This window comes from Deinococcus sp. (assembly GCF_018260555.1).
In the GTDB taxonomy this organism is placed as follows: domain Bacteria; phylum Deinococcota; class Deinococci; order Deinococcales; family Deinococcaceae; genus Deinococcus.
The window spans coordinates 1-24,168 of the sequence record NZ_JAGLBB010000051.1; the positions used below are offsets into that span (position 1 = coordinate 1).

Genomic DNA, 24,168 nt, shown 5'->3' on the forward strand with positions numbered 1-24,168 from the left:
GGCACCCGCCCGCGCTCCTGGCCTTTGACCTGGACGGCACGCTGCTGGCCGACGGGGGAATGGAATTGCCAGGTGCCACCGCGCTGGCCCTGGCCCGCTACCGGGCGCATGGCGTCAAGCTGGCGGTCATCACCGGGCGCGATGACCTTCCCCCGGCGGTGCAGGCCCTGAACCCCGACGCCTACGCCCTGCACAATGGGGCGCGGGTGGTGTGTGGGGAAGAGGTCGTGCAGGAAGCCTATCTTCCTCCCGCGGTGCTGGATCTGGCCCAGCGCACTGCGCCACCCGGTGGGCTGGTGCTGGCGCTGACCGTGCCGGGTGTGTACGCCGATCCCACACACTTCGCGGACGCGGCGGCGCTGGCAGCGTTCCGGGAGCGTTGGGCGCTCGCACACCGCCCTTTCGGGCCGCTTGCACGGCTGGGCCACACGCCGCTGCTGGGGCTGTGGTGTTTTCATCCGGACGTGCTGGTGTGGAAGGCGCGGGTTCTGGCGGAGTGTCCCGGGCTGCACGTCACCGGGGCGCAGCCGCCCTACGCGGACAACATGAGCCTCTCTGCTCCAAGCGCGGACAAGGGTGCGGCGCTGCTGGCCGTGTGCCGGGGCCTGGGCATCGACCCCTCCCAGAGCTGGGCCTTTGGGGACAGCGACAACGACGTCGCCATGTTCCGCGTGGCCGGCCGGGCCGTGCAGGTGGGCCGGCTAGAGGTCGTGTCCGGGCTGACGCATGAGCGGGTAGGCCACCACCTGGAACTGGGCGGGTGGCTCGCGTCCCGCTGGCTGTGATACGGATTCCGTTTGTTTCACTGAAGCCCTGGACCATCACCGGGCCGCCCGCTCCACGACCGGAACCCGCTTGGCCTCCCCCAGCCGGTCTCTGATTGGGTCTAACCTCAGGGCTCCCGACCTCGCTGACCTCAGTACACTGCGTTGATCTTGTAGATAAACCGCGCGGAGCGCGCAGCAGAAGAAAGTACGTTGGAGCGGGAATGGAGAGGTTCCGGCGCTTTCCCGGAATCTCGCAATGGTAGCTTCAAGGTACTTAGCTTCAACGTACTCAGGTTCCCGCGGCCAGGCCTGACGTATCCGCGTCCGACCCGGCAGGTTGCTCCGTGACCAGATCAGTGCGACCCGTTACTTCGAGAACCTCGCGGCCTAACGTCACACTCTGCTGGAACTGCTCGGTTCGGGTGCGCTTCCATACTTCAACCTGCTGAGCGGCGTACACGTCTTTCACGATCTGCGCCCGCTCCTCACTCAGCAAGACCTCGTAGGTTCGGCCCGCTTCCAGCGGCACCCCATCCAGGATGATCTGACCCCCGCCAGACTTGACGGTCAGTTCCAAGAACTCGCGGCTGATCGTGACGGGCACCAGGACTTCCTCTTCGCGCACGACCCGCCGCAGCGTGACTCCTCCCACGCTGTCCCGGATTACCTGCACGCTGGCCCGCTCCTCAAGCAGATCGAGCCGCGTCACCAGCCGGTTAGCAGTCCGGTCCTGTGCGTACTGATCATCGGTCATACATCCCCCTACATAGCGGGGCGGGCAGGAACATACCTGCCCGCCCCCTCCCCTGCTTTTATCGCTTGAGGGTGTCCGTATCGTCGCCCAGTTTCACGTCGCCGGTCTTGTTGACTTCCAGTACTTCCTTACCGACGGTTTCAGTGAAGCTCTGCGTTTCCGTGACTTCCCGCTTCCCAATGCTCACTTCTTCAGTGACGTAGGCCTGTTTGGACACGTCAGCTCGTTCAGCTTCGAGGTCCACGCGGACCGCTTCAGTCGCGGCACCCAGGACGGCCCCCACCACCGGCTGGGGATCGGTGACAACGCGGCGCTCGATGACGACCTCCTCGCGGTCAAGGTCGACGTTCACCTGCTCCTCGTGGGTTTCGACGCGTTTGCCGACCTCGACGCTACCGGTCACGAAGCGCTCTTTGTTGACGACGAGGCGCTCCTCGAGGAGTTTCAGGGTCTCGGGCGTCTGGAACGCCTGCTGACGGTAGGTGGCCTCATCAACGTCTGCGGCACGCAGGACGCGCTCGTCGGCGAGCTGGCTCTCATGCGCGTAGGTCTGACCTTCGTGATACTCGCTCAGGCCGCGCACCTGGTCTTTGGTCAGGGTGTCGAAGTAGGCGCCGTCTTCCGCAAAACGGACTTGACCCACAGGGACAAGCACGTGCTTGCTGGAGAACCAGCCGCCGACGTCCACGATCAGGTACTGAATGGCGCCGCTCTGCGGATCCACGAGCGCGTCATAGATGCTGCCGACCTTCTCACCGCCAGCGCCGTAGGCGGTGTTGCCGCGGGGGTTATAGACGCCGCTGGACAGATCAAGCTGGGAGTCGATATCGGACATGCGGACGAGATTGATCTGGGTCATGTGGGTTCTCCTTTAGGTGTGAACGCTGCAGTCATGCATCGTTCCCAGGAATACAGTCTCATGCATAACCCGACCCCAAACGTGGGAGGAGATTCGCTGAATCCACAGGGATACTTAGGTCAACGCTAATGTTACGCCCCAAGCATAACAACGAGGAGAGCCCGTGCTTTCGCCCGCGCTCTACTCGTTCCGGATTAAGGTGCCACCATCAACTGGCGCCTGCGAGTCATGCTGGATGTACCGGCGGGGCGTCGTCAATAGGGGCAGCAGACGCCATTCATGGCCATCGAATCACGGACCCGGTGTGGAGCGTGCTGCGCCTGCTCGGTGCCGTGGTCCCGGCGAACCCATGCCGGCCATGACTGCAGCCTGCTACTGCGCCAACCCTGGGAAACTCGGCTACTCCCGAATACCATTCCAGATCACTGGTTGTCCTTCATGACACAGGGGGCAGTCCGGAGCCCGAAACGTATGGAACGGGTGTGCATCCAACGTCAGGGTCGGCATTTCCAGTGTGGCACGGCTGAGCCAGGCACTCACGCCAAGGACTTCATGGCCTTGACTGTGTAGAAAATGAGTGACGGCCCGTGTACCTGTGCCCGTGCAGATGAGGTCGTCAATGTAGATGCTGCGTTGCGGCTGGCCGGGTACATGCATACGGTGCCAGTGCAGGGGATTCTCGGTCAGGACGTAAGCGACGGGGAGACCCAGGTGCAGCCCAATGAAGGACGTGAGGGTGCCCCCGCAGGCTGGGGCGCCCACCAGCAGAGTGGCCTCGCCGAAGTTCTGGGCGATGTGCGTGGCCTGCACCTGCGCCACGGTGTTCAGAAGGCGAGAATCCTTGAATACGTCTCCTTTCTCGATCCAGCCGTCCGCGTGAGCGCCGTTGCGGAACACGGTGTGACCGGGCCGCAAAGCCCCGCTCCTGTTCAGCAGGGTCAGCAGTTCACTCATACGGACTCAGATTGATTCGCTGCATTGACGAATCAATCCGAACGGACGCGAGTAGGAAGAACAGACGGATTGAGCGGTATGGAGCCGCAGGCGGCGCTTTCCTGAGTGTGGCGGAATGGAGCGGATTGCGTATCATGCCTGCTCAAGCCATTCACGGCCCAGCCTGAGTTCTGAAGCTTTGACCTCGATGAATATTCGGGCTGATTCCGGTGCGCCGTTAAGGGCCCGTTCCACGCCGCCCCAGTGGATGGTGCCGCGTCCCGGAGCGAGGTGCTGGTCATTGGTGGTGTCGTTGTCACACAGGTGAACGTGGCCCAGAAGCGTGCCGAGCGTTTCGATCCACGTCTGTGGGGGCGGCCCGCCACGCTGCGTCATCAGGTGAGCATGTCCGGTATCCACGCTGAGGCGCACGGCGTCACTGTCCAGATACTGTGCCAGGGCAAGCAGAGGAACTGGGCTCAGGTCGTAGATGTTCTCGATCACCAGCGTCAAGCCTTCCTGCTCGGCCCGCTTCACGATGGGCTGCATGGTCAGTGCCGCGCGTTCCAGTTCCGGCCCGAGGCGTGCGCCGGGCACGGCCTGCGGATGACCGAAGAAATCGAAGGGACTGTGCACCACCATGTGCGTACCGCCGATGGCACGGGCAAAATCCAGACCGAGGTTCAGTCGTTCCTGCACCAGTCGTTGCACCGCCGGGTCACGCGGGGCGATGTTCAGGTGCCAGAAGGGGCCGTGAATGCCGATGCGTCCCTGATGACCATTCAAATGCGCGTTGATCTCGCGCCCCACCCCCTGCCAGTCGCCCTCCATCACGTCGCCATGGGTGATGTCCTGCAGTTCGATGTCGCGGCCGGACTCCAGCAACCAGGGGGCACATTCGGGTAGTTCTTTCAAGGTGAGGGCCAGTCCAGCGCGTTTTTTCCAGTCCTTCATGGGGTGACCTCCAGCGGTGCACCGTGAGTGGATCGGTTGAGGGTGCCGTCGTGGTAGACCGCGTGCCCCCCGACAATGGTCAGGCGCACGCGGGGACGGCCGACCGTTTCCACCAGCACCAGATCGGCGCGTTTGCCGATTTCCAGACTGCCCCGGTCACTCATGCCGGTCGCCCGTGCCGGGGTCAGGGTCACCAGCTTCACGGCCTCGGAGAGGCTGAGCAAGTTCCGTTCGGCGATCAGCATGGCGGCCTGAAGCATGGTCATGGGCGAGTAGTCGCTCGCCAGTCCATGTAGCGAACCGTCATTCAGGGCGTCCAGCGCCGAGAGGTTGCCGCTGTGGGACTGACCGCGCAGGGCGTTCGGTGCGCCCATGAACGTGATCATGCCGCGTTCGGTAGCGGCGCGAGCGGCTTCCAGCGTGACGGGAAATTCACTGATGGTCACGCCCAGTTCCTGCAGCAGCGCCACTTTCTGCTCTGTGTCGTCGTCGTGCGAGGCCAGGGGGATTCCGGCCTGCTTTGCGGTTGCGGCCAGTTCCCGCGCCACCTCCCAGACTTCCTCGGTTCCGGCGTCCAGGCGGTTCTCAGCTTCGCCCCGCACCTCATCGGCGTGTCGTCCCAGATGACGCGCGAGGTAATGCACGTACACTTCCATGTCCCGGAACTGACCCTGACCGGGCGTGTGATCCATCAGGGAAATCAGGTCAATCATGCCTGCTTGCACGAGTTCCAGTACGGCAGGACAGGCGTCCGTATTCGAGATTTCGTAGCGGGCGTGAATGCGGTGATCCACCAGCAGATGCGGCCGCAGGGCCACGATGTCGCGGATGAGGCCCACTGCACGTGTGTCGCTGCGCAGGCCCAGCCCGTCAGCAAAACTGAGGGAAGCAAAGGCTGTCGTGACTCCGGAGGCCGCCAGCCGCTTATCAAGTTCCAGAATGGCGAGATCATGATCGAAGCGCGTCCCGGGGCGCGGTTCGAGTTCCTTCTCGATCATGTCGCCGTGCATGTCCACCAGTCCGGGCAGCAGCGTGAGACCCCGGGCGTTGACAGCAGGCGAGGGAGCTTCGCCCTCACGAATGTCAGCAATCAGGCCGTTTTGCACCAGCAGGGAACCACGCTCGACCACGCGGTCTGGCAGCGCGAGTCTCGCGCCGGTGATCCACTGTTCCTCAAAGCGCATCACGTCAATCGCTCGCGCAGTTTGGCGCTCAGGAAATCCAGCAGGAAGACAGTGGCGAGAATGATGATGAGGATGGCGCAGGCTGCCCGCGTGTCGAAGCCGCGAATGGCTTCCGTGATGTAGAACCCGATGCCTCCCGCCCCCACCAACCCCAGAACTGTGGCGGCGCGCACGTTGGATTCGAAGCGGTACATGCTCATGCTCAGTACGTGCGCGGTGATCTGCGGCCAGACGCCGCGTCCCAGTACTTGCAGGGGCCTGGCGCCCGTGGCTTTCACGGCTTCCACCTGTCCCTCGTCGATGTCTTCGATGCCTTCGGCGAACAGTTTCCCGAGGATGCCCGCCGTGTGGAACACCAGCGCCAGGATGCCCGGAAACGGCCCCAGGCCCACCGCCGCCACGAAAATCAGAGCCAGCACGAACTCGTTCAGGCCGCGCAGCACGTCCAGTAACCGGCGGGTTATCTGGTACACGAAGGCGTTCGGCGCGGTGTTGCGGGCTGCCAGAAATCCGAGCGGGAGCGCCAGAATGATGGCGCCGACCGTTCCGAGCACCGCCATCTTGACCGTGAGGAGCATCTGCTCGAGGTAAACGCCGCCTTTGCCAAAGTCAGGTGGAAAGAAGCCGCTTTGGGGCCGGGTCGGGTCACCGAAGATGTAACGCCAGCTGTTGCCCAGTCCGTCGTACAGGGTCTTGAGGTTGACTTCGGTTCCCTGAAAACTCAGACCGATCACCAGCAGGATCAGCGCCCATGAAATCATCTGGAGCGTGGTGCGGCGGCGAACCTCTGGCGGCGGCTGGACGTTGACGGTTCTCGTTGGCAGCATCTGTGTGGTCCTTGTGGGCAAAATGGGGGTAAGTCAAAGCGGGGAAGAACCAAGCTTCCCCGCCGAACCGGTTGACGCCTAAAAAATTACTTCTTGGCGGCGTTGGTGAGCTTGTTCAGGTCGCGGATGGGGTTGTAGTCCCCGTCGGAAGCGGCGACATAGCTCTTGAGTTGCAGCTGCTCCAGCCCCGCTTTGTCGTTGAACTTCAGCAGGGCGTTTTTCATGGCGTCACGGAAGCTCTGGGGCAGGTCCTTGCGCACGGCGATGGGGCCGCTGGGGATCACCTTGCTGGTCCACAGGACGTTGAGGTCGCCCTGCTTGACGTTCCCGGATTCCACGGCGCGGGCGAAGTCCAGGTTGTTGGTCGCGCCGACGGGAATGGTGCCGTTCACCACGCCCATCACCACGTTTTCGTGCGATCCGGCGAACGTCGTGCGCTTGAAGTACTCTTCGGGCTTGACCTTCATTTCCAGCAGGAAGTGTGCCATGGGCACGAGGTAACCGCTGGTGCTGTTGGGATCCACGAAGGCGAAGTCCTTGCCGGCGGCGTCGGCCATGGTCTTGATGGGCCCGCCCCCCTTGCTGATGATGATGGACTGGTAGCCCATGCCACCCTTCAAGGCGTTGTCCCTCACGATGGCGATGGCCCCCGCGCGGTCAGCAGCTTCGATGTAGCTTTTGGGGCCAAAGTAGGCGGCGTCCAGCTTCTTATTCTGCATGGCCAGAATCACGGCGGCGTAGTCGGCACCGACGTAGGGTTTGACCTTCACGCCGAGGGTCTTGCTGAGGTAGCTGAACAGCGGCTGGAAACGCTCGGCCTGGGCACTGCTGCCTTCAAGGGGAATGATGCCGAAGTTGATCTCAGTGGGCCACCCGGCACGGTTCTGGGCGGTCTGGGCGCTGGCGAGGGAGGCGGTGGTCAGGACGAGGCTGGCAAGAATGACTGTACGCATGGTGAACTCCTTGAAGGTGGCTTGAGGGCCAGGGGAACGGTGAGACGATCAGGCAGAGGCGAGTTGATTCACGGAAACGGGAGGTTCGGCCCCTTGGACAGCCGGTGGATCATGGTCGTACAGTTCACGGGTCAGTTCACGGGTCAGGGCGTCTGGAGTGGTGTCGAAGACGAGCTGCCCTGCTTTCAGGGCGACCACGCGGGTGGCGTACTGGCGCACCGTATCCAGGAAGTGCAGGTTGGCAATCACGGTTAATCCGTCGTCCTCGTGAATGGATCGCAGAATGTGCATGACCTGCTCACTGCTTTTGGGGTCGAGGGCGCTGATGGGCTCGTCCGCCAGAATGACGCGGGGTTGTTGCGCCAGAGCGCGGGCAATGCCGACACGCTGTTGCTGTCCGCCGGACAGTTGATCGGCCCGTTTCCAGGCGTGCTCGGCCAGTCCGACCCGGTCGAGGAGGTGCATGGCAAAAGCCCGGTCAGCTTTCGGTGCGAGTCCGAGTGCGCCCAGCAGCTGAGGCTGGCGGCCCAGGCAGCCGAGCAGCACGTTATCCAGGGCACTCAGGCGGCGCACCAGATTGAACTGCTGGAACACCATGCCCATGTGCCGCTGTTGGGCGCGCAGGGCAGCGCTGCCGGGTTTGCCGATGCTGTGGCCCTCCAGGAGGACGTCACCGTCCGTGATGGGCACGAGTCCGTTGATAGACCGCATCAGGGTGCTTTTGCCTGCGCCACTCGGGCCGATGATGGCGGTAAACCCACTGCCGAGATGGACAGTCACGTCTTGCAGGGCCGGTTTGCCCCGGTAATTCACGTGCAGGTGTTTGATGTCGATCATGTCGTGTCCTTGGTGGGAGGTCGGTCGCGTTCCCCGAATGAATACTCAAACGGCATCACCGTACGGGCCGCGCGTCAGTGGACGGTCACCGCCCGGTCAAGCTCTTGTCATGAGGTTTCAGAGACGATTTCTGAGTGTAATTTGGTTACACACGTCGGCAGCAGTTCGCTACACTGCGGTGATGAGCCCCACCACGCGCTCGGCTCCCCATGATGTGCTGACCAGCATGCGCAGCCGACTGACTGACATGAATCCTGCCGAGGCCAGGCTCGCCCGGAGCATCCTGAACGATCCCCAAACAGCCCTGGGCGCTTCGGTGGAGCTGTTGGCGGCGGCCGGCGAGGTCAGCACCGCCACCGTGATCCGCTTCTGCCGCAACATGGGCTTCGAGGGGCTACGCGACTTCCGGTTAGCACTGGGCGTGCAACTGAGTTCCGTGGCACGGCCGCAGGTCCCAGGCACGGCGGGCATTGCTCAGCAGGTGTTGAGCGCCAACATTCAGGCTCTTCAGGACACCGTGGCCCTGCTTGACACGGCCAAAGTAGAGCAGGCCGCCAGCCGTCTCCTGGAAGCCCGGCAGATAGGGGCGTTCGCGTCGGGTCTCAGCGCCCCTATTGCCATGGACGCCGCCCACCGACTCAGCCGTCTGGGCCTCCCCGTGCACTACCACATGGAAAGTTACGCGCAGCGCATCCGGGCGTCCCAACTGGGGGCGGGCGACGTGGCCCTGCTGATCACGCACTCGGCGCGTACCGTGCTCACGGCGGAATGCGCCCGGTTGGCGCGCGAGGCCGGGGCGCTGACGCTGCTGATTACCTCCGCTGCCCGCTCCCCCATGGCTGCCGAGGTTGATATCACTCTGATCACCGCCACCATGGAAGCGGAACGGAGTCAGGAAGCCGTGTCGTCTCGCCTGGCCCACCTGGCCGTGGTGGACATCCTGTGCGCGGAGGTGCAGGAACAGGCTCCTGAGCGCACGAGCGCGGCCCTCTCGCGCGTCCGTGAAGTGGAAACGGGCCGGTCCGAAACGGTCAAGCGTCGGAGTAGCGCTCACTGAAGAGTCGAGCGCTCCAATGATGTGCAGTCCGTCCTACTGTGCGCCGGCCACTCCGATCAGCTCCAGCATCTCCCTGTGAAGAAGGCCATTACTCGCCAGCATGGGGCCATGCAGGGTATAGGGCCGCCCGCGGTAATCGCTGAGTGTGCCGCCCGCTTCCTGCACCATCAGCCAGCCTGCCGCGGTGTCCCAGGGCATCAGTTTCGCGTCCCAGTAGGCGTCGATCCGTCCGGCAGCGATGTAGGCAAGGCACAGCGCGCTGCTGGAAAGACGCCGCACCGGTAAGCCACGCCTCACACTTTCCAGGAACGGTTTCAGCGCTGCCGGATCATCGGCGTTCTGACGGCTAAAGCCTGTGGTCAGCAGGGCAGGCGCGTCAAGGGTGGCACGTGCTGAAACACGCAGCCGCCCTCCGTTCAGGAACGATCCGTCCTCATGGACCGCCGTGAACGTTTCCCCGTGTACGGCGTCGTGAATCACGCCCAATTGCACCTGACCGCCGCGCACGTAGGCGATGGACACGCTGTAGAACGGCAGGCCGAACACGTAATTCTGCGTGCCGTCCAGGGGATCGACCAGCCAGCCTTCGTCTGGCACCTGCACGCCCTCACCGCCCGCGTGGGTACCTTCCTCACCGACGACGCTGACTTCTGGCGTGGCCCGCCTCAGAATTCCGGCAATTTCTTTCTCGGCTGCCACGTCCACGGCGGTGACCAGATCGGCCATGTGACTCTTGCTCCGCACGTTCAGCGGCTCGGTGCGGAGCTGCAGATGAATGTTCCCGGCAGCGTGGGCGGCCTGGATGGCTACGGTAAGAAGTTCCTGTCGCCAGTTGGAGTCGAAGGGATCCGTCATTCCAGCACTGTAGGGAAGCACTGAGAGGCCGATGTCATGAAATTACCTGGATCGTGTCATCTTGAAATTCCATGACAAAAGCGTGACCCTGCGGTGACTCCTGACTGACGCCAGGCTCATAGCGTGACAGCCAGTGTTCCGCCAGTCCCTCACTCGCCCCCAGACTCAGGAGAGTGCCCCCCATGACCGAACGGATACGGCTTCCGTTTGTTGCGCCGACAATCCGGAACATCACCGGAATGCCAGCTCCACGTCTGGAACCCGCCCCGCTCCCACCCGCATCCGCTCGGATTGAACGGTCCTTGCAGCCCATTCAACCCGGAGTCCGTATCAGAGCACAGATCAGTTAAGGAGTTCCATGAGCAGCGAGTTTTCTCAATCGGAGTGGCTGTCCACCTTGACAGCGGCCCCCGCCACCGAGGTTAAAACCCTCGCCAACACCGTGCTGCCGCAACTCGCGGCACAGGGGGAGCTGGACGTGGTGCATAACCGCACCGGACTGGTCATGCTGCCGTACCGCGACACCGTGCAGGGCACCACCTTTCACCTGGGGGAGGCGCTGGTGGCGCAGGGGCAGGTGCAGCAGGGCGATTTCACCGGGTACGGCGTGGTGCTGGGACGCGACCTGGAACAGGCTCTGGCGGTGGCCCTCCTTGACCTGGCCCTGCAGCAGGACGTGGCGAAGGAGCGAATCTTCGCCTTCATGCGGGACGCTCAGGCCGAGCAGCGTCAGGTCACCGACCTGCTGCTGCGCAAGGTGGAAAGCACCCGCGTGCAGATGGAGACCTTCTGATGGCGACACCCGTTCAGACGCCCTTCGAGGCCAAAACGCAGGAAGTGTTCACGGCGCTGCTGTGGGCCTTATCGCGCCCCGGTGAAGTGCAGGCCATTCCGGCTGGCGACGACGCCTTCGCACTTATCGGTGAAACGCTCCTTGACCTTGAAAGCAGCTTCTACACACCCGATGAAACGCTGAGAGAGAGGTTGCTGCTCACCGGAGCGCCCCACGTTCCCGCTACCGAAGCCGAGTATCTGTTCTTCAGTGTCTGGAATGACGACGCGCGGGAAGCGATCAGGCAGGCCAGGCGCGGTGACGCTCTCTATCCGGATCGTGCGGCGACACTGGTGCTCCCTGCCGGGTTCAGTGGTCAGGTGTGGGTCTGGCGCGGACCCGGCATCAACGGCGAAGCGCATATGAGCGTGACCCTCCCGGATGACCTGGCTGAGCTGCGTGAGGAAGCAGTGCAGTACCCGCTCGGCTGGGACGCCTTCCTGGTCGGCGAGTGCCGTGTGATGGGGTTGCCGCGCACCACCCAGATCGAGGTCACGCCGCTTCAGCCCGTTCACAGACAGCCCGTGCCCATACAGCCCGTGCACAGACAGGAGGAGAAGTAATGGCGTACGTCGCGGCGCGTGGCGGAGAGAATGCCATCATCGAATCCGAGCAGTTGTTCCACGACCTGAACGGCCCACTGACCGCCGAAAAAGTGCGGGTCATCATGGAAACGGTGCCCTACTTGCTTGACCGGGTGATGGGCGAGGCGTCCCTGTATGCGCCGGAACTCGCGGCCCTGGCCATCGCGCAGTCGGGTGGCGAGCTTTACGAGGCTGCGCTGCTGCTGCGGGCCTACCGCACCACCCAGCCACGCCTGGAGTACGCCGCCGTCACTGAACAGGGCGAGATGCTGACCGTGCGGCGCATCTCGGCGGCGTTCAAGGATATTCCCGGCGGGCAGGTATTGGGGCCGACGCTGGATTACAGCCACCGGGTGTTAAACCTGGGCGTCCTGACGGGTGAAGGTGCGGTGCGCCACGAGGCCACGCCCGCGCCAGAAGCTGCCCAGCCTACCTACCCCGCGCTGGCCGACTGGCAGAGGAAGGTTGGCCTGTTGCCGGAGGTCACGCCGGACACGCGCACCGGGCACAGCGTCCCTGACCTCACCCGTGAGCCACTGCTCTTTCCCCCGGCCCGCGCCCACGAGTTGCAGGGGCTGGCGCGGGCGGATACCGGCGGGCTCCTGACACTGGGCTACTCCATCATGCGCGGGTACGGCCTGATTCATCCCACCGTGAACGAGGTCAGGCTCGGGTACGCCGAGGTCAACCTGACTCACCCTGCCACCGGCGTTGCGTTCAGTGCTGGACGGGTGCGTGTTTCACAGGCTGAGATCGTGACCGAGTTCGCCGGAGACAGCAAGACTCCCGAACTGGCGCTGGGCTTCTGCGCTACGCTCGGCTGGAACGAGGTCAAGGTCATCGCGGGCGGCACACTCGACATGAACATGCAAAAAGCGGCCGACCATGGAGAGAAACACCCGGCCCACACGCCCGAATTCGTGCTGTACCACACCGAGACGGTGGAAGCTTCGGGTTTCTGCATCCACTTCAAGTTGCCGCACTACGTGACCTTCCAGTCTGCGCTGGACGCCATGCGGCAGGTGCGCGGGAACCCGCAAGGGGTCAATCTGCCTGGGAGTGAGGTGCCCGCATGACAGCCACCCCATCTACCCCTACCTTGAAGGACCTCGCGCACCAGTGGCAGGATCACTCCTACGCTTTTCTGGACGAGTCCAGCAAACGCGAGCTGCGCCGCACCATGCTCAAGGCGGTGGCCCTGCCCGGTTATCAGGTGCCTTACGCCAGCCGCGAAGTGCCCATCGCACGCGGTTGGGGCACCGGCGGCTTGCAGGCGACCCTTTCCCTCATCGGTCCGAAGGACACCCTGAAAGTCATTGACCAGGGCGCAGACGACTCCGTGAACGCCGCCAACCTGCGCCGCTTCGTGTCACGCATGACCGGAGTCGCCACGACCACCGACGCGACCGCCGCTACCCTCATCCAGAGTCGTCACCGTGTCCCGGAGGAAATTCTGGGCGAACGGCAGGTACTGGTGTTGCAGGTGCCCGACCCGGAACCGCTGCGCAGCGTGGAGCCGGATATTTCCATCGCCCGGCAGATGCACGCCGACGCCGATTACGGCCTGATGTGGCTCAAGCTGTACGAGCAACTGGTGCGCTACGGGCGCATTGTGCAGGGCGCCAGTTATCCCTCGCTGGTGCATGGGCGCTACGTGATCAGCCCCAGCCCCATTCCCCGCTGGGACGTGCCGAAGCTGCATCAGGCGCGGCACCTGACCATCCTGTCCGCCGGACGCGAGAAACGCCTGTACGCCGTACCCCCCTACACCGACGTGCGCCCGCTGGAGTTCGACGACATCCCTTACGCGGTCGAAGATCAATCAGGCCACACCTGCTTCCGCACGGGAGTCACGCAGAAATTCATGAACGAGTTGCCGCAGGACGACGGGAGCGCCCTGTTCGAGCTCTCAGACGCCGGCTACGGGGAGAAAATCCTGAACGCCGCCGAGGGTGACGGCCCCGCGCCGGAGCGCACTTACTTTAACGACGAGGGGAGGTTCTACCATGACGGTTACCTCAAGTAATTCGCCCAGCCACAGCCACGGAGCCGACATCAAAGTCGTGCCGCTTCAGGCTCCGCGCCTGACCACTGAAGCGCCCATCCTGACGGCGAGGGGCGTGAGCCGGCAGTTCGGCGCCGTGACGGCCCTGAAGGATGTGGACGTCACCCTCTACCCGCGTGAAGTGCTGGGCATCGTGGGAGAGTCCGGCAGTGGCAAAAGCACCCTGCTGCGCATGCTGAACCTGGAAGACCAGCCCGACAGCGGCGACTATACCCTCAGCCTGCCGGAGTACGCGGGGCAGAACCTGTTCACGCTGACCCGCTTCGAGAGGCGGCAACTGCGGGTGCGGCACATCGGCATCGTGTACCAGAACCCCTACCTGGGCCTGCGCATGAAGAACAGTTCCAGCGGCAACGTCGCCGAGCGGCTGGTGCTGGCAGGCGAGCGGACATTCGCCACGCTGCGCGAAGCCGGGAAGGTATCGCTGGCGGCCTCCGAGTTTCCGCTGACCCGCATGGACGACCCACCCATCCAGCTGTCCGGCGGGATGCAGCAGCGTGTGCAACTGGCCAAAGCCATCGCGCTGCGCCCCGCCCTGCTGCTGCTGGATGAACCCACCACCGGACTGGACGTGAGTGTGCAGGCGCTGGTGCTCGACACCCTGCGGCGGCTGCGGCGCGAACGGGGCATGGCGATGATTGTCGTGTCGCACGACCTCGGCGTCATTCGCACCCTCGCTGACCGCGTGATGGTCATGCGGCACGGGCAGGTGCTGGAACACGGGCTGGTCGATCAGGTGCTGGACGATCCGCAGCACCCGTACACCCAGCAACTCGTACACGCGAAATTATGAGGGGGGGGACAGTGAACATGCTCTCCGAACGCCCAACCGTGCATCCGACCGCCGTGATTCGTGATTCCCAGCTTGGTGCGTGGACGGAAATCGGGGCGAACACCAGCATCGTGGAGTCCAGCGTGGGCGACTACTCGTACCTTGTGCACGGTTGTCAGGTCATTTACACCAGCATCGGGAAGTTCTGCTCGATCGCCTCGTTCGTGCGCCTGAACCCCGGCAATCACCCGCTGGAGCGCCCGACCACCCACCACATGACCTACCGCGCCGCGCAGTTCGGGCTGGGCGAGGACGACCATGAATTCTTCGAGTGGCGGCGCTCCCACCCGGTCACGGTAGGACACGACGTGTGGATCGGGCACAACGTCACCGTGATGCCGGGCATCACCATCGGCAACGGGGCCGCCATCGGCTCGGGTGCGGTGGTCACGAAGGATGTCGCGGCGTATACGGTGGCGGTCGGGATACCCGCCAAACCATTGAAACGCCGTTTCGATGAGCGCACCGCCGAACGGCTCGAAGCCCTGGCGTGGTGGGACTGGCCGCGCGAGGCGCTCGAAGCCCGCTTCGCCGATTTCCGGGGCGACATCACGGCCTTTCTGGACAAGTATGAAGGAGACCGACCATGACCCTGCTGGAAGTCCGCCAGTACAGCAAATCGTTTGTGCTGCACCAGACCGAGCGCGTGATTCCCGCGTTTCAGGACCTCACCTTCGGTCTCAACCCCGGCGAATTCCTGCTGGTGGCCGGCCCGAACGGAGCTGGGAAAAGCACGCTGCTGCGCGCCCTGTACCGCACCTACCGTCCCACGTCCGGTGAGGCGCTCTATTCCTCCGCCTACGGCCCGGTGGACCTGGCGAGTGCGGCCGACATCGACATCATGCGCCTGCGCCGCGAGGAAATGGGCATGGTCAGCCAGTTCCTGCGCCCACGCCCCCGCGTGAGTGCCCTGGAACTGGTGGCCGAACCCCTGCTGGAAGCCGGGGAGGAGCACGCCATGGAGCGGGCTGAAGGATTTCTGGACGCCTTCGGACTGAAAAGGGACTTGTGGGCGGCCTACCCCACGACCTTCAGCGGCGGCGAGCAGCAGAAAGTGAACCTCGCCCGCGCCCTGATTCGCCCGTCGCGTCTGCTGTTCCTCGACGAACCGACCGCGAGCCTGGATCGTCAGGCCAGAGCGGCGCTGCTCTCGCGCCTCGCCGAGCTCAAGGCGGGCGGTACGGCCTTCATGGGCGTGTTCCACCACCCAGAGGACGTGGCGGAGCTGATTGACCGCACACTCCAACTGGCTGCGTTTCTGCCGGGCAACGAAGAAACGATGGGTGAGGGGGCCGACCATGTGGCGTGATGACCTGAGCAGGGAAATATGGCTGAGTGACGTGCGGCTGGTGCTGCCGGGCGGCGTGCTGGAACGCGGCTCGCTGCGGCTGGAAGATGGGGCCATTGCTGAGATCGTCGAAGGCCCCGCGCCGCACGCTGCGCCCACCCTGCGCCGACTGGCGGGGCAGGGTCACACCGTGATTCCCGGCATCATTGACCTGCACGGCGACATGCTGGAGCGCGAAGTGGAACCCCGTCCTGGCGCGGCTTTTCCACTGCCGATGTCGATCATGGAACTCGACAAGCGCCTCGCGGCGGCAGGTGTGACGACCGCTTACGCCGCCATCTCCTTCGCCGAGAACGCCCGCAAGGGACACATCCGTACCGAAGACCGCGCCCGTGAACTGGTGCACGCGGTGGGTAACTTGCGCGGTAGCCTCCTCGTGGATTTCCGCATTCACGCCCGGTTCGACGTGACGAATGCCCGCGCCGCGCCCATCCTGAAAGAACTCCTGCGAGACGGTCTGGTTGACCTCGTTTCCCTCAATGACCACACGCCCGGTCAGGGCCAGTACCGCGACCTGGAAGCCTACATGAACTTCATGGAGCGCTGGCAGAACATGACGCGGAAAGAAGTGCAGGAACGGCTCTCCGAGCGGCTCGCCCACGCGGCCGAGCACCCGGTGAGCTGGGATGTGGTGGCAGAAGTCACGGCTCTGGCGCGCCAAGCGGGCCTTCCCATCGCCTCGCACGACGACGACACGGAGCAGAAAGTTGACCTGATGCAGCAACTCGGGGCGGGCCTCAGCGAATTTCCCGTGACCGTGAAAGCCGCCCAGGAAGCCAGAAAGCGTGGCATGAGCATCATCATGGGTGCTCCGAACGCTCTGCGCGGCAGGTCGTTGACAGGTAATCTTTCCGCGGTGGATGCCCTCGGGCAAGGGCTGCTGGACATTCTCGCGTCGGACTATTACCCTGCCACGCTCTTGCAGGCCGCCTGGCAGATCGGGCATCAAGACTTGCCGCTGCACGAGGCGGTGAGGCTGATCACCTTTAACCCGGCCAATGCGGTCGGCCTGGAAGGTCACGGACGCATTGCCGTTGGTGCACAGGCCGACCTCGTGGTGGTCAGTCAGGAAGTCCACCTGAAGACCTGCGCCACGCTGAAGGCCGGACGAGTCATCTACTGGGCCGAACCGCAACAGAAGGCGGCATTGACTTTTCCGAAGGCCCTTTAAAGAAGCGATCCATGGGGTGAATCTACGGACTGCGATTGATCCGCTGCAGTTCTGAATCAATCCGAGCGGAGACGAGTAGGAACAAGATGCGCCCCTTCGCGTAATGGAGCGGAATCCTCGTTGAATATGCGCGGTCCCGGCAGCCTCTCCCCTCGAGGCTGGACAGACTGTTCTCTTTGTTGTCTCACTCAATAGTTGTATTTGACAACCAATTCGGTTACGTTTATGCTCTACCCATGACCGTTGTCGAAGACAACCAAATTGCCTGGAAAACAGGTGAACGGCTTCGCACCATTACGCGGCTGTTCACGCAACTGCAACAGCTGAACTTCGCCTGTTGCGACGTGGTTTCGGCGACCCAGTGTAGCCTCCTCTCCACCCTGGAGCGGAACGGGCCACAAACCCTGACTTCCCTCACCCGCAGCCTGCAACTGGATAAAGCGTGGCTGAGCCGCACCACCGACCAGATGGTGGAGGACGGCCTGCTGCTCAAAGCGCCGCACCCGAATGACCGCCGCGCCCTGCTCGTGCAACTGACGGACGCGGGCCATGGGGCCGCTCAAATCCTCAACCATCAGCTCAATGCCCAGGCCAGCCGGGTGCTGGAACGCCTGCCGGCGGGGGAGCGCTCGCAGACCGTGCGGCTACTCAGCCTGCTGGAAACCGCCCTGCAAGCTGAACTCGCTTCTCAGGTCCGCTCGCTGGCGGCACCAGCAAAAGGAGAACAAGAATGACTGACCTGACCACTGCCCGCTTCCTGGAGACCGTCCGGCAATCTGCCCGCCTGCCTCTGGAATTTCGCCTGAATAGGCGAACGCTTGTCCCCGCCGGATACCACGTCACCGAGGTCAAGGCGGTCACCATCGAGTCCATGGACTGCGGTGGCCAAGCGAACACATGGAAGGAAACTGTCGTGCAGCTCATGGACGGCACGCCCGAAGAAGCGCGGGAAGGATTCATGACCACGCAGAAGTTCCTGAGCATCTACGACCGGGTGGCGGCCCGCATTCCCGTTCACGGCAGCTCCGAGCTACGGTTCGAGTACGGCAACGTGTCCACCCCCGCCACGCAGTACCACCTGATCAGCGTGGACGTGCAGCCAGAGCGTGTTGTAGTGGAATTGCAGCTTCCAGGTGTGATGTGCAAAGCCACGGGCGCTTCCAGTCAGCAGGGGCAGTGCTGTGGCCCAGTCACTTCTGAACCCATCCAGCTCGGCTGATGACGCCTCCCCACGGGCAGCGCCTGTTCGTCGCGGCGCTGGCCGTTTTGAATACTGTGGCGTATGGGACGCTGTACTACGCGCAGCCGCTGCTGGCCGTACAGTTTGAGCAGGCACATCACTGGCCGCGCTCCTTCACATCCCTGGCCTTCACGCTGGCACTACTGGTCACGGCGTTCAGCGCTCCGGCGCTAGGCAAGCTGTTCGACGCCGGGCGGGGTCTCCTGTTGCTGACGGCGGGGGCCGGACTGGGCGCGGTGGCGTTCGCACTGCTGGCCTCATCCAATAGTCCGGCCCTCTTTGTCTTCGCCTGGCTCCTGGCGGGCGTGGCCATGGCCCTGACCTTTTATGAGGCGACGTTTGCAGTCCTGGCCGGACGGATCGGTGGGAAAGCCCGCACGCGGGCCACCCTGAGCATCACCCTGGTCGCGGGTCTGGCCAGCACCATCTTCGTGCCCTTGGTCACCGTGTTGCTCGAACGCATAGGGCTGACGGGCTCACTCTGGACAATCAGCGCCATGCTGGCGCTCTGCGCAGCCTTGCTGTGGCGGTTTGTGCCACCTTCGACGCAGCGACAAGAGCGTGTTCAGGCCACTTCCATCAGCATGGACCCTTTTCTTCGTCGCGTCACTCTGGTCTTTACACTCTCCCGAATCGTCATGGTCGGAGTCGGCCTGCAACTCGTGCCCATGTTGCTGCACGACGGCTTGAGCGCTGGCACAGCGGCGGCGGTGGCCGGTCTGCTGGGAGCGGCGGCTCTGCCGGGGCGGGTCATGTTCGTACCCGCACTGGAGCGCTGGGGAGTCAAGCGGATGACAGCCTTCCTGACCTGGGTGCTGCTGCTGGCCACGGGCTTGCTTGTCCTGCCTCATCACCTTCCTCTCCTGCCCATTGCCGCCATGCTGTTCGGGCTGGCCAACGGAGCGCTGACACTGGCCCGGCCTGAGCTGCTGCATGCGCATTACCCGGCGAACGTGTTCGGCAGTGTCAACGGCAAGCTGGCATGGTGGGTGAATCTGGCCCAGGCTATGACACCGTTCGCCATGGGCTGGCTGTTTACCTCCACTGGCACTTACCTACCCGCAGTGGCCCTTCTAACGGCCCTGGCTTTTGTGGCGGCTCTGGCTATGACACGCTTTGACCATGGCTTGTCGGAAAGGACTGAGCCCTCCCACGCCTAAGGGCAGGGGGGTTCGTGGTGCACCCCTCAGACGGACTGCGCTCCACTGCGCCACAGGCGGGAAAGCGCTGCCTGTGGCTCTATACCGCGAAGGGGCGTCTGCTGTTCCTACTCGCGTCCGCTCGGATAGCTTCAGAACTGCGCCGAATCAATCGGAATCCGTATCAGCACCCCACACTGTCCATGGAGTTCGTCTGAGACGGCATTAACAGGACGATCAAGTTACACAGACATGCTACCCCCGGCTGAACGACCGGACCAGGTCCCGCGAGCCCATCTTCACCACGCACACGCCCGGCGACCATGCGCCTTCTTCGGGCGGTCCAATGTGGCCCCGACCAGCACACCCAAGCGACCGTGACCGCCGAAACCAGGTGGGGCAATTAGAGAACCGCTTTTCAAACGTAACTGCTCAGCAGGGTAAATTGCTCAGAATCTGAATTCAGCCCTATAAATTGCTAAGAAGCTGCTTTCAAATGACTGAAATTGCCGATATGGGCGAATTGGTTCGTCCAAGGCAGATTTGCAGTAAATATTATGCTCATACAAAACGGGAACAAGCGTTTTTTGCCGTGTTTATCGTGCTGAGCAGTTACTTTCAAACTTGGAATGAGGTTGATTTCCTTGCGGCCAGAAGGCTCAGGCCGCACAGGACCAGTCGGCACCGTGAAACCTGAACGTGACACAACTGGCGTTCCAGTTCAGGTCACCTCAGCCGCTAAAATAAAGCCCGGTTCATACTCGAGAAGCACTGTCCACTTCCTTTCAGCTCCATTTGATTCAGGAGACCCCATGACTCAGCCTCATCTTGTCTATACCTATCCTGTTCGCCTGACTGTCAATGGTCAGACGCATCAACTCGACCTTGACCCACGCGCCTCGGTGCTTGATACGCTCCGTGACCGCTTGGGCGTCATGTCCGTCAAAAAGGGCTGCGACCACGGTCAGTGTGGGGCCTGCACCGTGCTGCTGGACGGCGACCGGGTGCTCTCTTGCCTGTGTCTGGCCGCCTCGGCAGACGGCAGCGATATCGTGACTGCCGAGGGCCTGGGCAACAGCGAGGCTCTGCACCCCATGCAGCAGGCCTTTCTGGAACACGACGGCTTTCAGTGCGGCTACTGCACGCCTGGTCAGATCTGCTCGGCGGTGGGGGCGCTCAGGGAATTGGCCGAAGGAATGCCCAGCCACGTCACTCCGGAGGTGCAGGCCGACCCGCAATTGACAGACCGTGAGCTGCGCGAGCGGATGAGTGGCAACCTTTGTCGTTGTGGGGCCTACGCCAACATTGTCTCGGCGGTGCGCGAGGTGGCTGAGGCGAGCACCGTCTCCCAGGTGGCTCGGCCCCTGCCTATCGGGGTGAACGGATGAAGCCATTCGACTTCGTGCGGGTGGGCAGCGTGGCTGAGGCGCATGGGGCTCTCATTCCTGGCGCCGCGTATCTGGCAGGTGGCACCAACCTCGTCGACCACCTGCGCCTGGGCATCCGCGAGGTCGAGCGCCTGGTGGACATCAACCGCCTGGGCCTGACGGACATCACCGAACTGCCCGGAGGCAGCCTGCGGGTCGGGGCCATGGTCAGAAACAGTGCGCTGGCCGCGCACCCCGTGATTCGGAGGCGATATCCAGCGCTGGCCGAGGCCATCCTGAGCGGCGCGTCTGGCCAGATTCGGAACAGGGCGACCACCGGGGGCAACCTGCTTCAGCGCACCCGCTGCGTGTACTTTCAGGACAAGACCACGCCCTGTAACAAGCGCGAACCCGGCTCGGGCTGCTCGGCCACCGAAGGATTCGGGCGCTACAACGCCATTCTGGGTACCTCGTCCGCGTGCGTGGCGGTTCATCCGTCGGACATGTGCGTCGCGCTGGCGCTGCTAGACGCCGTGGTGGTGACGGAACAGGCGGGCGGCGAGCGACGCATTCCGTTCACCGACTTTCACCGCCTGCCCGGAGACACCCCGCAACACGACACCAACTTGCAACCCGGCGAACTGATAACGGCCGTGGAGTTGCCCGCGCCGCTGGACTGGCCGTCCACCTACCGCAAGGTACGTGACCGCGCTTCCTACGCCTTTGCACTGGTGTCGGTGGCTGCCGCGCTGGACGTGAAGAACGGCCACGTACAGAACGTGCGCCTGTCGCTGGGCGGCACGGCCCACAAACCCTGGCGGGCCGAGAAAGCCGAAGCTGCGCTCAGGGGCCGGCCTGCTACGGCAGAGAGCTTTCGCGCCGCAATAGAAGCCGAACTGGAGGGGGCACAGACAGGCAAAGACAATGCATTCAAGGTGCCGATGCTGCGGAACACCGTGGTCGCCGTGCTGGAAGAACTGCGTGACGGCACGACGGCCCAGCGGCGAGCCGAGGGGGGAGCGGTGTAGGTGGTGTGGACAGTTTCCTCATCCCTGGCCTGTGGCCGGGCGCTCAGCACGGCAGCTGTGCAGGTCGCCCGCAGGTAAGCAAGGTCAGCTTTCGCTCTGGCTGAAGCGCTGTTCACCTTCTCGCTTTACGGGAAAGGGAGCCACCCGGCTCGGCTCGAAGGGGCCCGCCCAGGTCTCCGGCCCTCACTGCCCACCCACCTCTCCCCCAAGGAGTCCCCATGACCCCCAACTCCCAACCCCGTCAACACTCTGTCGGCCAGGACCGCGTGCGCGTGGACGGCCCCCTCAAAGTTACCGGCACCGCGCCTTACGCGTACGAGCAACGCGTGGAAAACCCCGCTTACCTGTTTGCCCTGACTTCCGACATCGCCAAAGGCGAAGTGAGCCGTATCGACGCTTCGGCGGCGCTGGCTCTGCCGGGCGTGCTGGCGGTCCTGACGCACGAGAACGCCCCCCGGCTCGTTCCAGCGGTCAAGGAACTGTATATTCTGCAGTCCCCCAAAGTCTGGTACCGCAACCAGTACGTGGGGGCAGTGGTGGCCGAAACACCCGAAATCGCTCGCTACGCGGCGAGTCTGGTGCGGGTGGACTACCGTGAGGAGGCTCATGACGCCGAATTCCGGGTCGAGCATCCCGAGAAGTACCGACCGGCCTTTGTTAACGGCTTCATGCGAACCGATACCAAAAAAGGCGACGTCGAGGCGGCCCTAAGCGGCGCCGAAGTCGTGCTGGATGAGGTGTACACCACACCGCAGGAAAACCATAATCCGATGGAGGCCCACAGCATGATTGCGCTGTGGGACCGCGAGGCACTGGGCGGCGCATTCTCCTTGCTGGGCGAGCGGCCTCACCTGACCGTCTATGACTCGACCCAGGGGGCGTCAGTGACGCGGGCGCTGCTGGCTTCAGTGTTGGGTAAGCTACCAGGACAGGTCGAGATCATCTCGCCGTATGTGGGCGGGGCCTTCGGCTCCAAGGGCTACCCGCACGCGCCGCTGCTGCTGGTCACCCTAGCGGCGCAACTCGTGGCAGGTCGCCCAGTCAAGTACATGCTGACCCGCCAGGAGATGTTCGCCCACGTGGGCTACCGCCCGGAGACGCACCAGCATATTCGTCTGGGCGCAGGCCGCGACGGGACACTGCGGGCCATCGCCCACGAGGTCACGGAAACCACCGGAAAGCTGCGTGAGTATGCCGAACAGACAGCCAGTGCGACTCGGGTCATGTATGCGGCGGAAAACCGCCTGACTTCGCACCGTCTGGTGCCACTCGACATCGGCGTGGGGACCTTCATGCGTGCCCCTGGCGAGTTTCCTGGCATGTTCGGGCTTGAGACCGCGATGGACGAACTGGCTGAAAAACTCGGGATGGACCCCATCGAGCTGCGTGTCCTGAACGAACCTGATCAGGACCCCGAGGATGATAAGCCCTTTTCCACCCGGAACCTGGTGGCCTGCCTCCGTGAGGGCGCAAACATTTTTGGCTGGGAGAATCGCCCCGCCGTGGCTGAGCGTCAGGAAGGCGAGTGGCAGATCGGCTATGGGGTGGCCGCGGCCACCTATCCCAACCAGAGTCAGGCGGCGACACCGACCTGGGCCAGGGTGCGATACGAGGGTGGGCTCTATGTCGTCGGCATCGCTGCGTCTGACCTGGGGACCGGCGCGTGGACGATTTTGGGCCAGATAGCCGCCGACGCACTTGACGTGGACGTCGAGCAGGTACGCATGGACATCGGCTCGAGCGACCTGCCTTTTGCCACACTGGCAGGCGGCTCGACAGGGACGTTTACCTGGGGTGGCGCGGTTTCTGTCGCCTGTATTCAGTTCCGCGACAAATACGGCAAGCACCCGCCTGAGGGCGCCGAGATGCGCGGACGGCACCAGATGCCCAAGGACGCCAACAAGTTCTCGCGGCACGCCTTCGGGGCACACTTCGCGGAAGTCGCCGTGAGCCGTGTGACCGGCGAAATCCGTGTGCGACGGCTGCTGGGCGTCTATGCAGCGGGCCGCATCATCAACCCGCGCACTGCGAACAGCCAGTTGATCGGCGGGATGACAATGGGACTGTCGGGTGCGCTCCATGAAGAGAGCGTGGTTGACCCGCGCTTCGGGCATGTCGTCAACCACTCGCTGGCCGACTACCACATCGCTGCTCATGCCGACGTGCCGGACATCCAGGCCCGCTGGCTGGAAGAATTCGACCCCTACTACGGTCCGCAAGGGGCCAAGGGCATCGGCGAAATCGGTGTGGTGGGGCTGCCAGCTGCCATCGGCAACGCGATTTACAACGCGACGGGTAAACGCCTGCGTGGACTGCCGTTCACGCCGGATAAACTTCTTTGATCAGAACCTGACAGGTAGGTTTCAATCCACGGCCCACCCGAAGGCAGGCCGAATCGGCAAGCTGCAAAGGTCGTTCCTGAACTGGGACATGTTTCAAACTGATATTGCTGGGGTTTAGTGAAGGGGGAGTTCAGTAGACCTCCTGCGAAAGTCCACCGCTACCCTGCGTGAGTGAGCCACGACCGCCTTGAACGCCTCCGACAGCTGAACCGCACACGCTTCAAACGGCACACCGGGATC

Annotated in this window: 26 protein-coding genes; 17 read left to right on the top strand and 9 right to left on the bottom strand. The window is 63.5% G+C overall.

Annotated features, from left to right (window positions below; genetic code table 11):
- The coding region (locus QZ271_RS10485) for an HAD family hydrolase (protein WP_291431202.1) at positions 1-785 on the top strand (785 nt) is incomplete at its 5' end.
- A 271-nt stretch (positions 786-1,056) separates the two neighbouring features.
- Here the strand turns inward: QZ271_RS10485 and QZ271_RS10490 are convergent.
- The 8 genes from QZ271_RS10490 to phnC form a co-directional block, all read right to left on the bottom strand.
- Complete coding sequence (locus tag QZ271_RS10490; RefSeq protein ID WP_291431204.1) at positions 1,057-1,521, bottom strand: YsnF/AvaK domain-containing protein; 465 nt, start codon at positions 1,519-1,521, stop codon at positions 1,057-1,059.
- Positions 1,522-1,579: 58 nt separating this feature from the next.
- Positions 1,580-2,380 (bottom strand): DUF2382 domain-containing protein, encoded by an 801-nt coding sequence (locus QZ271_RS10495; protein ID WP_291431205.1) that lies wholly within the window; start codon positions 2,378-2,380, stop codon positions 1,580-1,582.
- 399 nt (positions 2,381-2,779) lie between these two features.
- Entirely contained in the window at positions 2,780-3,334 is a 555-nt protein-coding gene (locus QZ271_RS10500; RefSeq protein WP_291431207.1) for an orotate phosphoribosyltransferase, read from the bottom strand.
- Positions 3,335-3,466: 132 nt separating this feature from the next.
- Positions 3,467-4,267, bottom strand: a complete 801-nt coding sequence (locus tag QZ271_RS10505; protein WP_291431208.1) for a sugar phosphate isomerase/epimerase — start codon at positions 4,265-4,267, stop codon at positions 3,467-3,469.
- Positions 4,264-5,451, bottom strand: a complete 1,188-nt coding sequence (phnM, locus tag QZ271_RS10510; RefSeq protein WP_291431210.1) for a phosphonate metabolism protein PhnM — start codon at positions 5,449-5,451, stop codon at positions 4,264-4,266. Before phnM ends, QZ271_RS10505 begins: the two co-directional genes overlap by 4 nt.
- A complete protein-coding gene (gene phnE, locus QZ271_RS10515; protein WP_291431212.1) occupies positions 5,451-6,278 on the bottom strand; it encodes a phosphonate ABC transporter, permease protein PhnE in 828 nt (275 codons plus the stop codon). Before phnE ends, phnM begins: the two co-directional genes overlap by 1 nt.
- Positions 6,279-6,364: 86 nt before the next feature.
- Positions 6,365-7,231 carry a phosphonate ABC transporter substrate-binding protein gene (gene phnD / locus QZ271_RS10520; RefSeq protein ID WP_291431214.1) on the bottom strand — a complete coding sequence of 289 codons (867 nt, stop codon included), beginning with the start codon at positions 7,229-7,231 and terminating at the stop codon, positions 6,365-6,367.
- Positions 7,232-7,279: 48 nt separating this feature from the next.
- Positions 7,280-8,068: a phosphonate ABC transporter ATP-binding protein gene (phnC, locus tag QZ271_RS10525; RefSeq protein ID WP_291431216.1), complete on the bottom strand. Its 789-nt coding sequence runs from the start codon at positions 8,066-8,068 to the stop codon at positions 7,280-7,282.
- A gap of 181 nt (positions 8,069-8,249) precedes the next feature.
- Here phnC and QZ271_RS10530 point away from each other — a divergent pair, with 181 nt between their 5' ends.
- Positions 8,250-9,125: a MurR/RpiR family transcriptional regulator gene (locus QZ271_RS10530; RefSeq protein ID WP_291431218.1), complete on the top strand. Its 876-nt coding sequence runs from the start codon at positions 8,250-8,252 to the stop codon at positions 9,123-9,125.
- 33 nt (positions 9,126-9,158) lie between these two features.
- Here the strand turns inward: QZ271_RS10530 and QZ271_RS10535 are convergent, their stop codons facing one another.
- Positions 9,159-9,980, bottom strand: a complete 822-nt coding sequence (locus QZ271_RS10535; protein WP_291431220.1) for an inositol monophosphatase family protein — start codon at positions 9,978-9,980, stop codon at positions 9,159-9,161.
- Between the two features lie 358 nt (positions 9,981-10,338).
- On the opposite strand from QZ271_RS10535, the gene QZ271_RS10540 reads away from it, so the two are divergent.
- The 15 genes from QZ271_RS10540 (at position 10,339) to QZ271_RS10610 (ending at position 23,928) form a co-directional block, all read left to right on the top strand.
- A complete protein-coding gene (locus tag QZ271_RS10540; RefSeq protein WP_291431222.1) occupies positions 10,339-10,773 on the top strand; it encodes a phosphonate C-P lyase system protein PhnG in 435 nt (144 codons plus the stop codon).
- Positions 10,773-11,375 (top strand): phosphonate C-P lyase system protein PhnH, encoded by a 603-nt coding sequence (gene phnH / locus QZ271_RS10545; RefSeq protein WP_291431224.1) that lies wholly within the window; start codon positions 10,773-10,775, stop codon positions 11,373-11,375. Before QZ271_RS10540 ends, phnH begins: the two co-directional genes overlap by 1 nt.
- Positions 11,375-12,472, top strand: a complete 1,098-nt coding sequence (locus tag QZ271_RS10550; protein ID WP_291431226.1) for a carbon-phosphorus lyase complex subunit PhnI — start codon at positions 11,375-11,377, stop codon at positions 12,470-12,472. The genes phnH and QZ271_RS10550 overlap by 1 nt, the downstream gene beginning before the upstream one ends.
- Positions 12,469-13,422 (top strand): alpha-D-ribose 1-methylphosphonate 5-phosphate C-P-lyase PhnJ, encoded by a 954-nt coding sequence (locus tag QZ271_RS10555; protein ID WP_291431229.1) that lies wholly within the window; start codon positions 12,469-12,471, stop codon positions 13,420-13,422. The genes QZ271_RS10550 and QZ271_RS10555 overlap by 4 nt, the downstream gene beginning before the upstream one ends.
- Positions 13,403-14,254, top strand: coding sequence for an ATP-binding cassette domain-containing protein (locus QZ271_RS10560; RefSeq protein WP_291431231.1), 852 nt, complete (start codon positions 13,403-13,405; stop codon positions 14,252-14,254). Before QZ271_RS10555 ends, QZ271_RS10560 begins: the two co-directional genes overlap by 20 nt.
- A complete protein-coding gene (locus QZ271_RS10565) occupies positions 14,251-14,883 on the top strand; it encodes a DapH/DapD/GlmU-related protein (RefSeq protein ID WP_291431233.1) in 633 nt (210 codons plus the stop codon). The genes QZ271_RS10560 and QZ271_RS10565 overlap by 4 nt, the downstream gene beginning before the upstream one ends.
- Positions 14,880-15,602, top strand: coding sequence for a phosphonate C-P lyase system protein PhnL (locus tag QZ271_RS10570; protein WP_291431235.1), 723 nt, complete (start codon positions 14,880-14,882; stop codon positions 15,600-15,602). Before QZ271_RS10565 ends, QZ271_RS10570 begins: the two co-directional genes overlap by 4 nt.
- Positions 15,592-16,812, top strand: coding sequence for an alpha-D-ribose 1-methylphosphonate 5-triphosphate diphosphatase (locus QZ271_RS10575; protein ID WP_291431237.1), 1,221 nt, complete (start codon positions 15,592-15,594; stop codon positions 16,810-16,812). The genes QZ271_RS10570 and QZ271_RS10575 overlap by 11 nt, the downstream gene beginning before the upstream one ends.
- A 236-nt stretch (positions 16,813-17,048) precedes the next feature.
- Positions 17,049-17,546: a MarR family transcriptional regulator gene (locus QZ271_RS10580; protein ID WP_291431239.1), complete on the top strand. Its 498-nt coding sequence runs from the start codon at positions 17,049-17,051 to the stop codon at positions 17,544-17,546.
- Positions 17,543-18,031 carry a DUF6428 family protein gene (locus QZ271_RS10585; protein ID WP_291431241.1) on the top strand — a complete coding sequence of 163 codons (489 nt, stop codon included), beginning with the start codon at positions 17,543-17,545 and terminating at the stop codon, positions 18,029-18,031. Before QZ271_RS10580 ends, QZ271_RS10585 begins: the two co-directional genes overlap by 4 nt.
- On the top strand, positions 18,031-19,212 hold the full coding sequence (locus tag QZ271_RS10590; RefSeq protein WP_291431242.1) for an MFS transporter: 1,182 nt from the start codon (positions 18,031-18,033) through the stop codon (positions 19,210-19,212). The genes QZ271_RS10585 and QZ271_RS10590 overlap by 1 nt, the downstream gene beginning before the upstream one ends.
- 475 nt (positions 19,213-19,687) lie before the next feature.
- Positions 19,688-19,888, top strand: a complete 201-nt coding sequence (locus QZ271_RS10595) for a hypothetical protein (protein ID WP_291431244.1) — start codon at positions 19,688-19,690, stop codon at positions 19,886-19,888.
- A 115-nt stretch (positions 19,889-20,003) separates the two neighbouring features.
- On the top strand, positions 20,004-20,579 hold the full coding sequence (locus tag QZ271_RS10600) for a 2Fe-2S iron-sulfur cluster-binding protein (protein ID WP_291431245.1): 576 nt from the start codon (positions 20,004-20,006) through the stop codon (positions 20,577-20,579).
- Positions 20,576-21,586 carry a xanthine dehydrogenase family protein subunit M gene (locus tag QZ271_RS10605; protein ID WP_291431247.1) on the top strand — a complete coding sequence of 337 codons (1,011 nt, stop codon included), beginning with the start codon at positions 20,576-20,578 and terminating at the stop codon, positions 21,584-21,586. Before QZ271_RS10600 ends, QZ271_RS10605 begins: the two co-directional genes overlap by 4 nt.
- A gap of 218 nt (positions 21,587-21,804) precedes the next feature.
- Positions 21,805-23,928: a xanthine dehydrogenase family protein molybdopterin-binding subunit gene (locus tag QZ271_RS10610; protein ID WP_291431249.1), complete on the top strand. Its 2,124-nt coding sequence runs from the start codon at positions 21,805-21,807 to the stop codon at positions 23,926-23,928.
- Positions 23,929-24,168 lie beyond the last annotated feature (240 nt).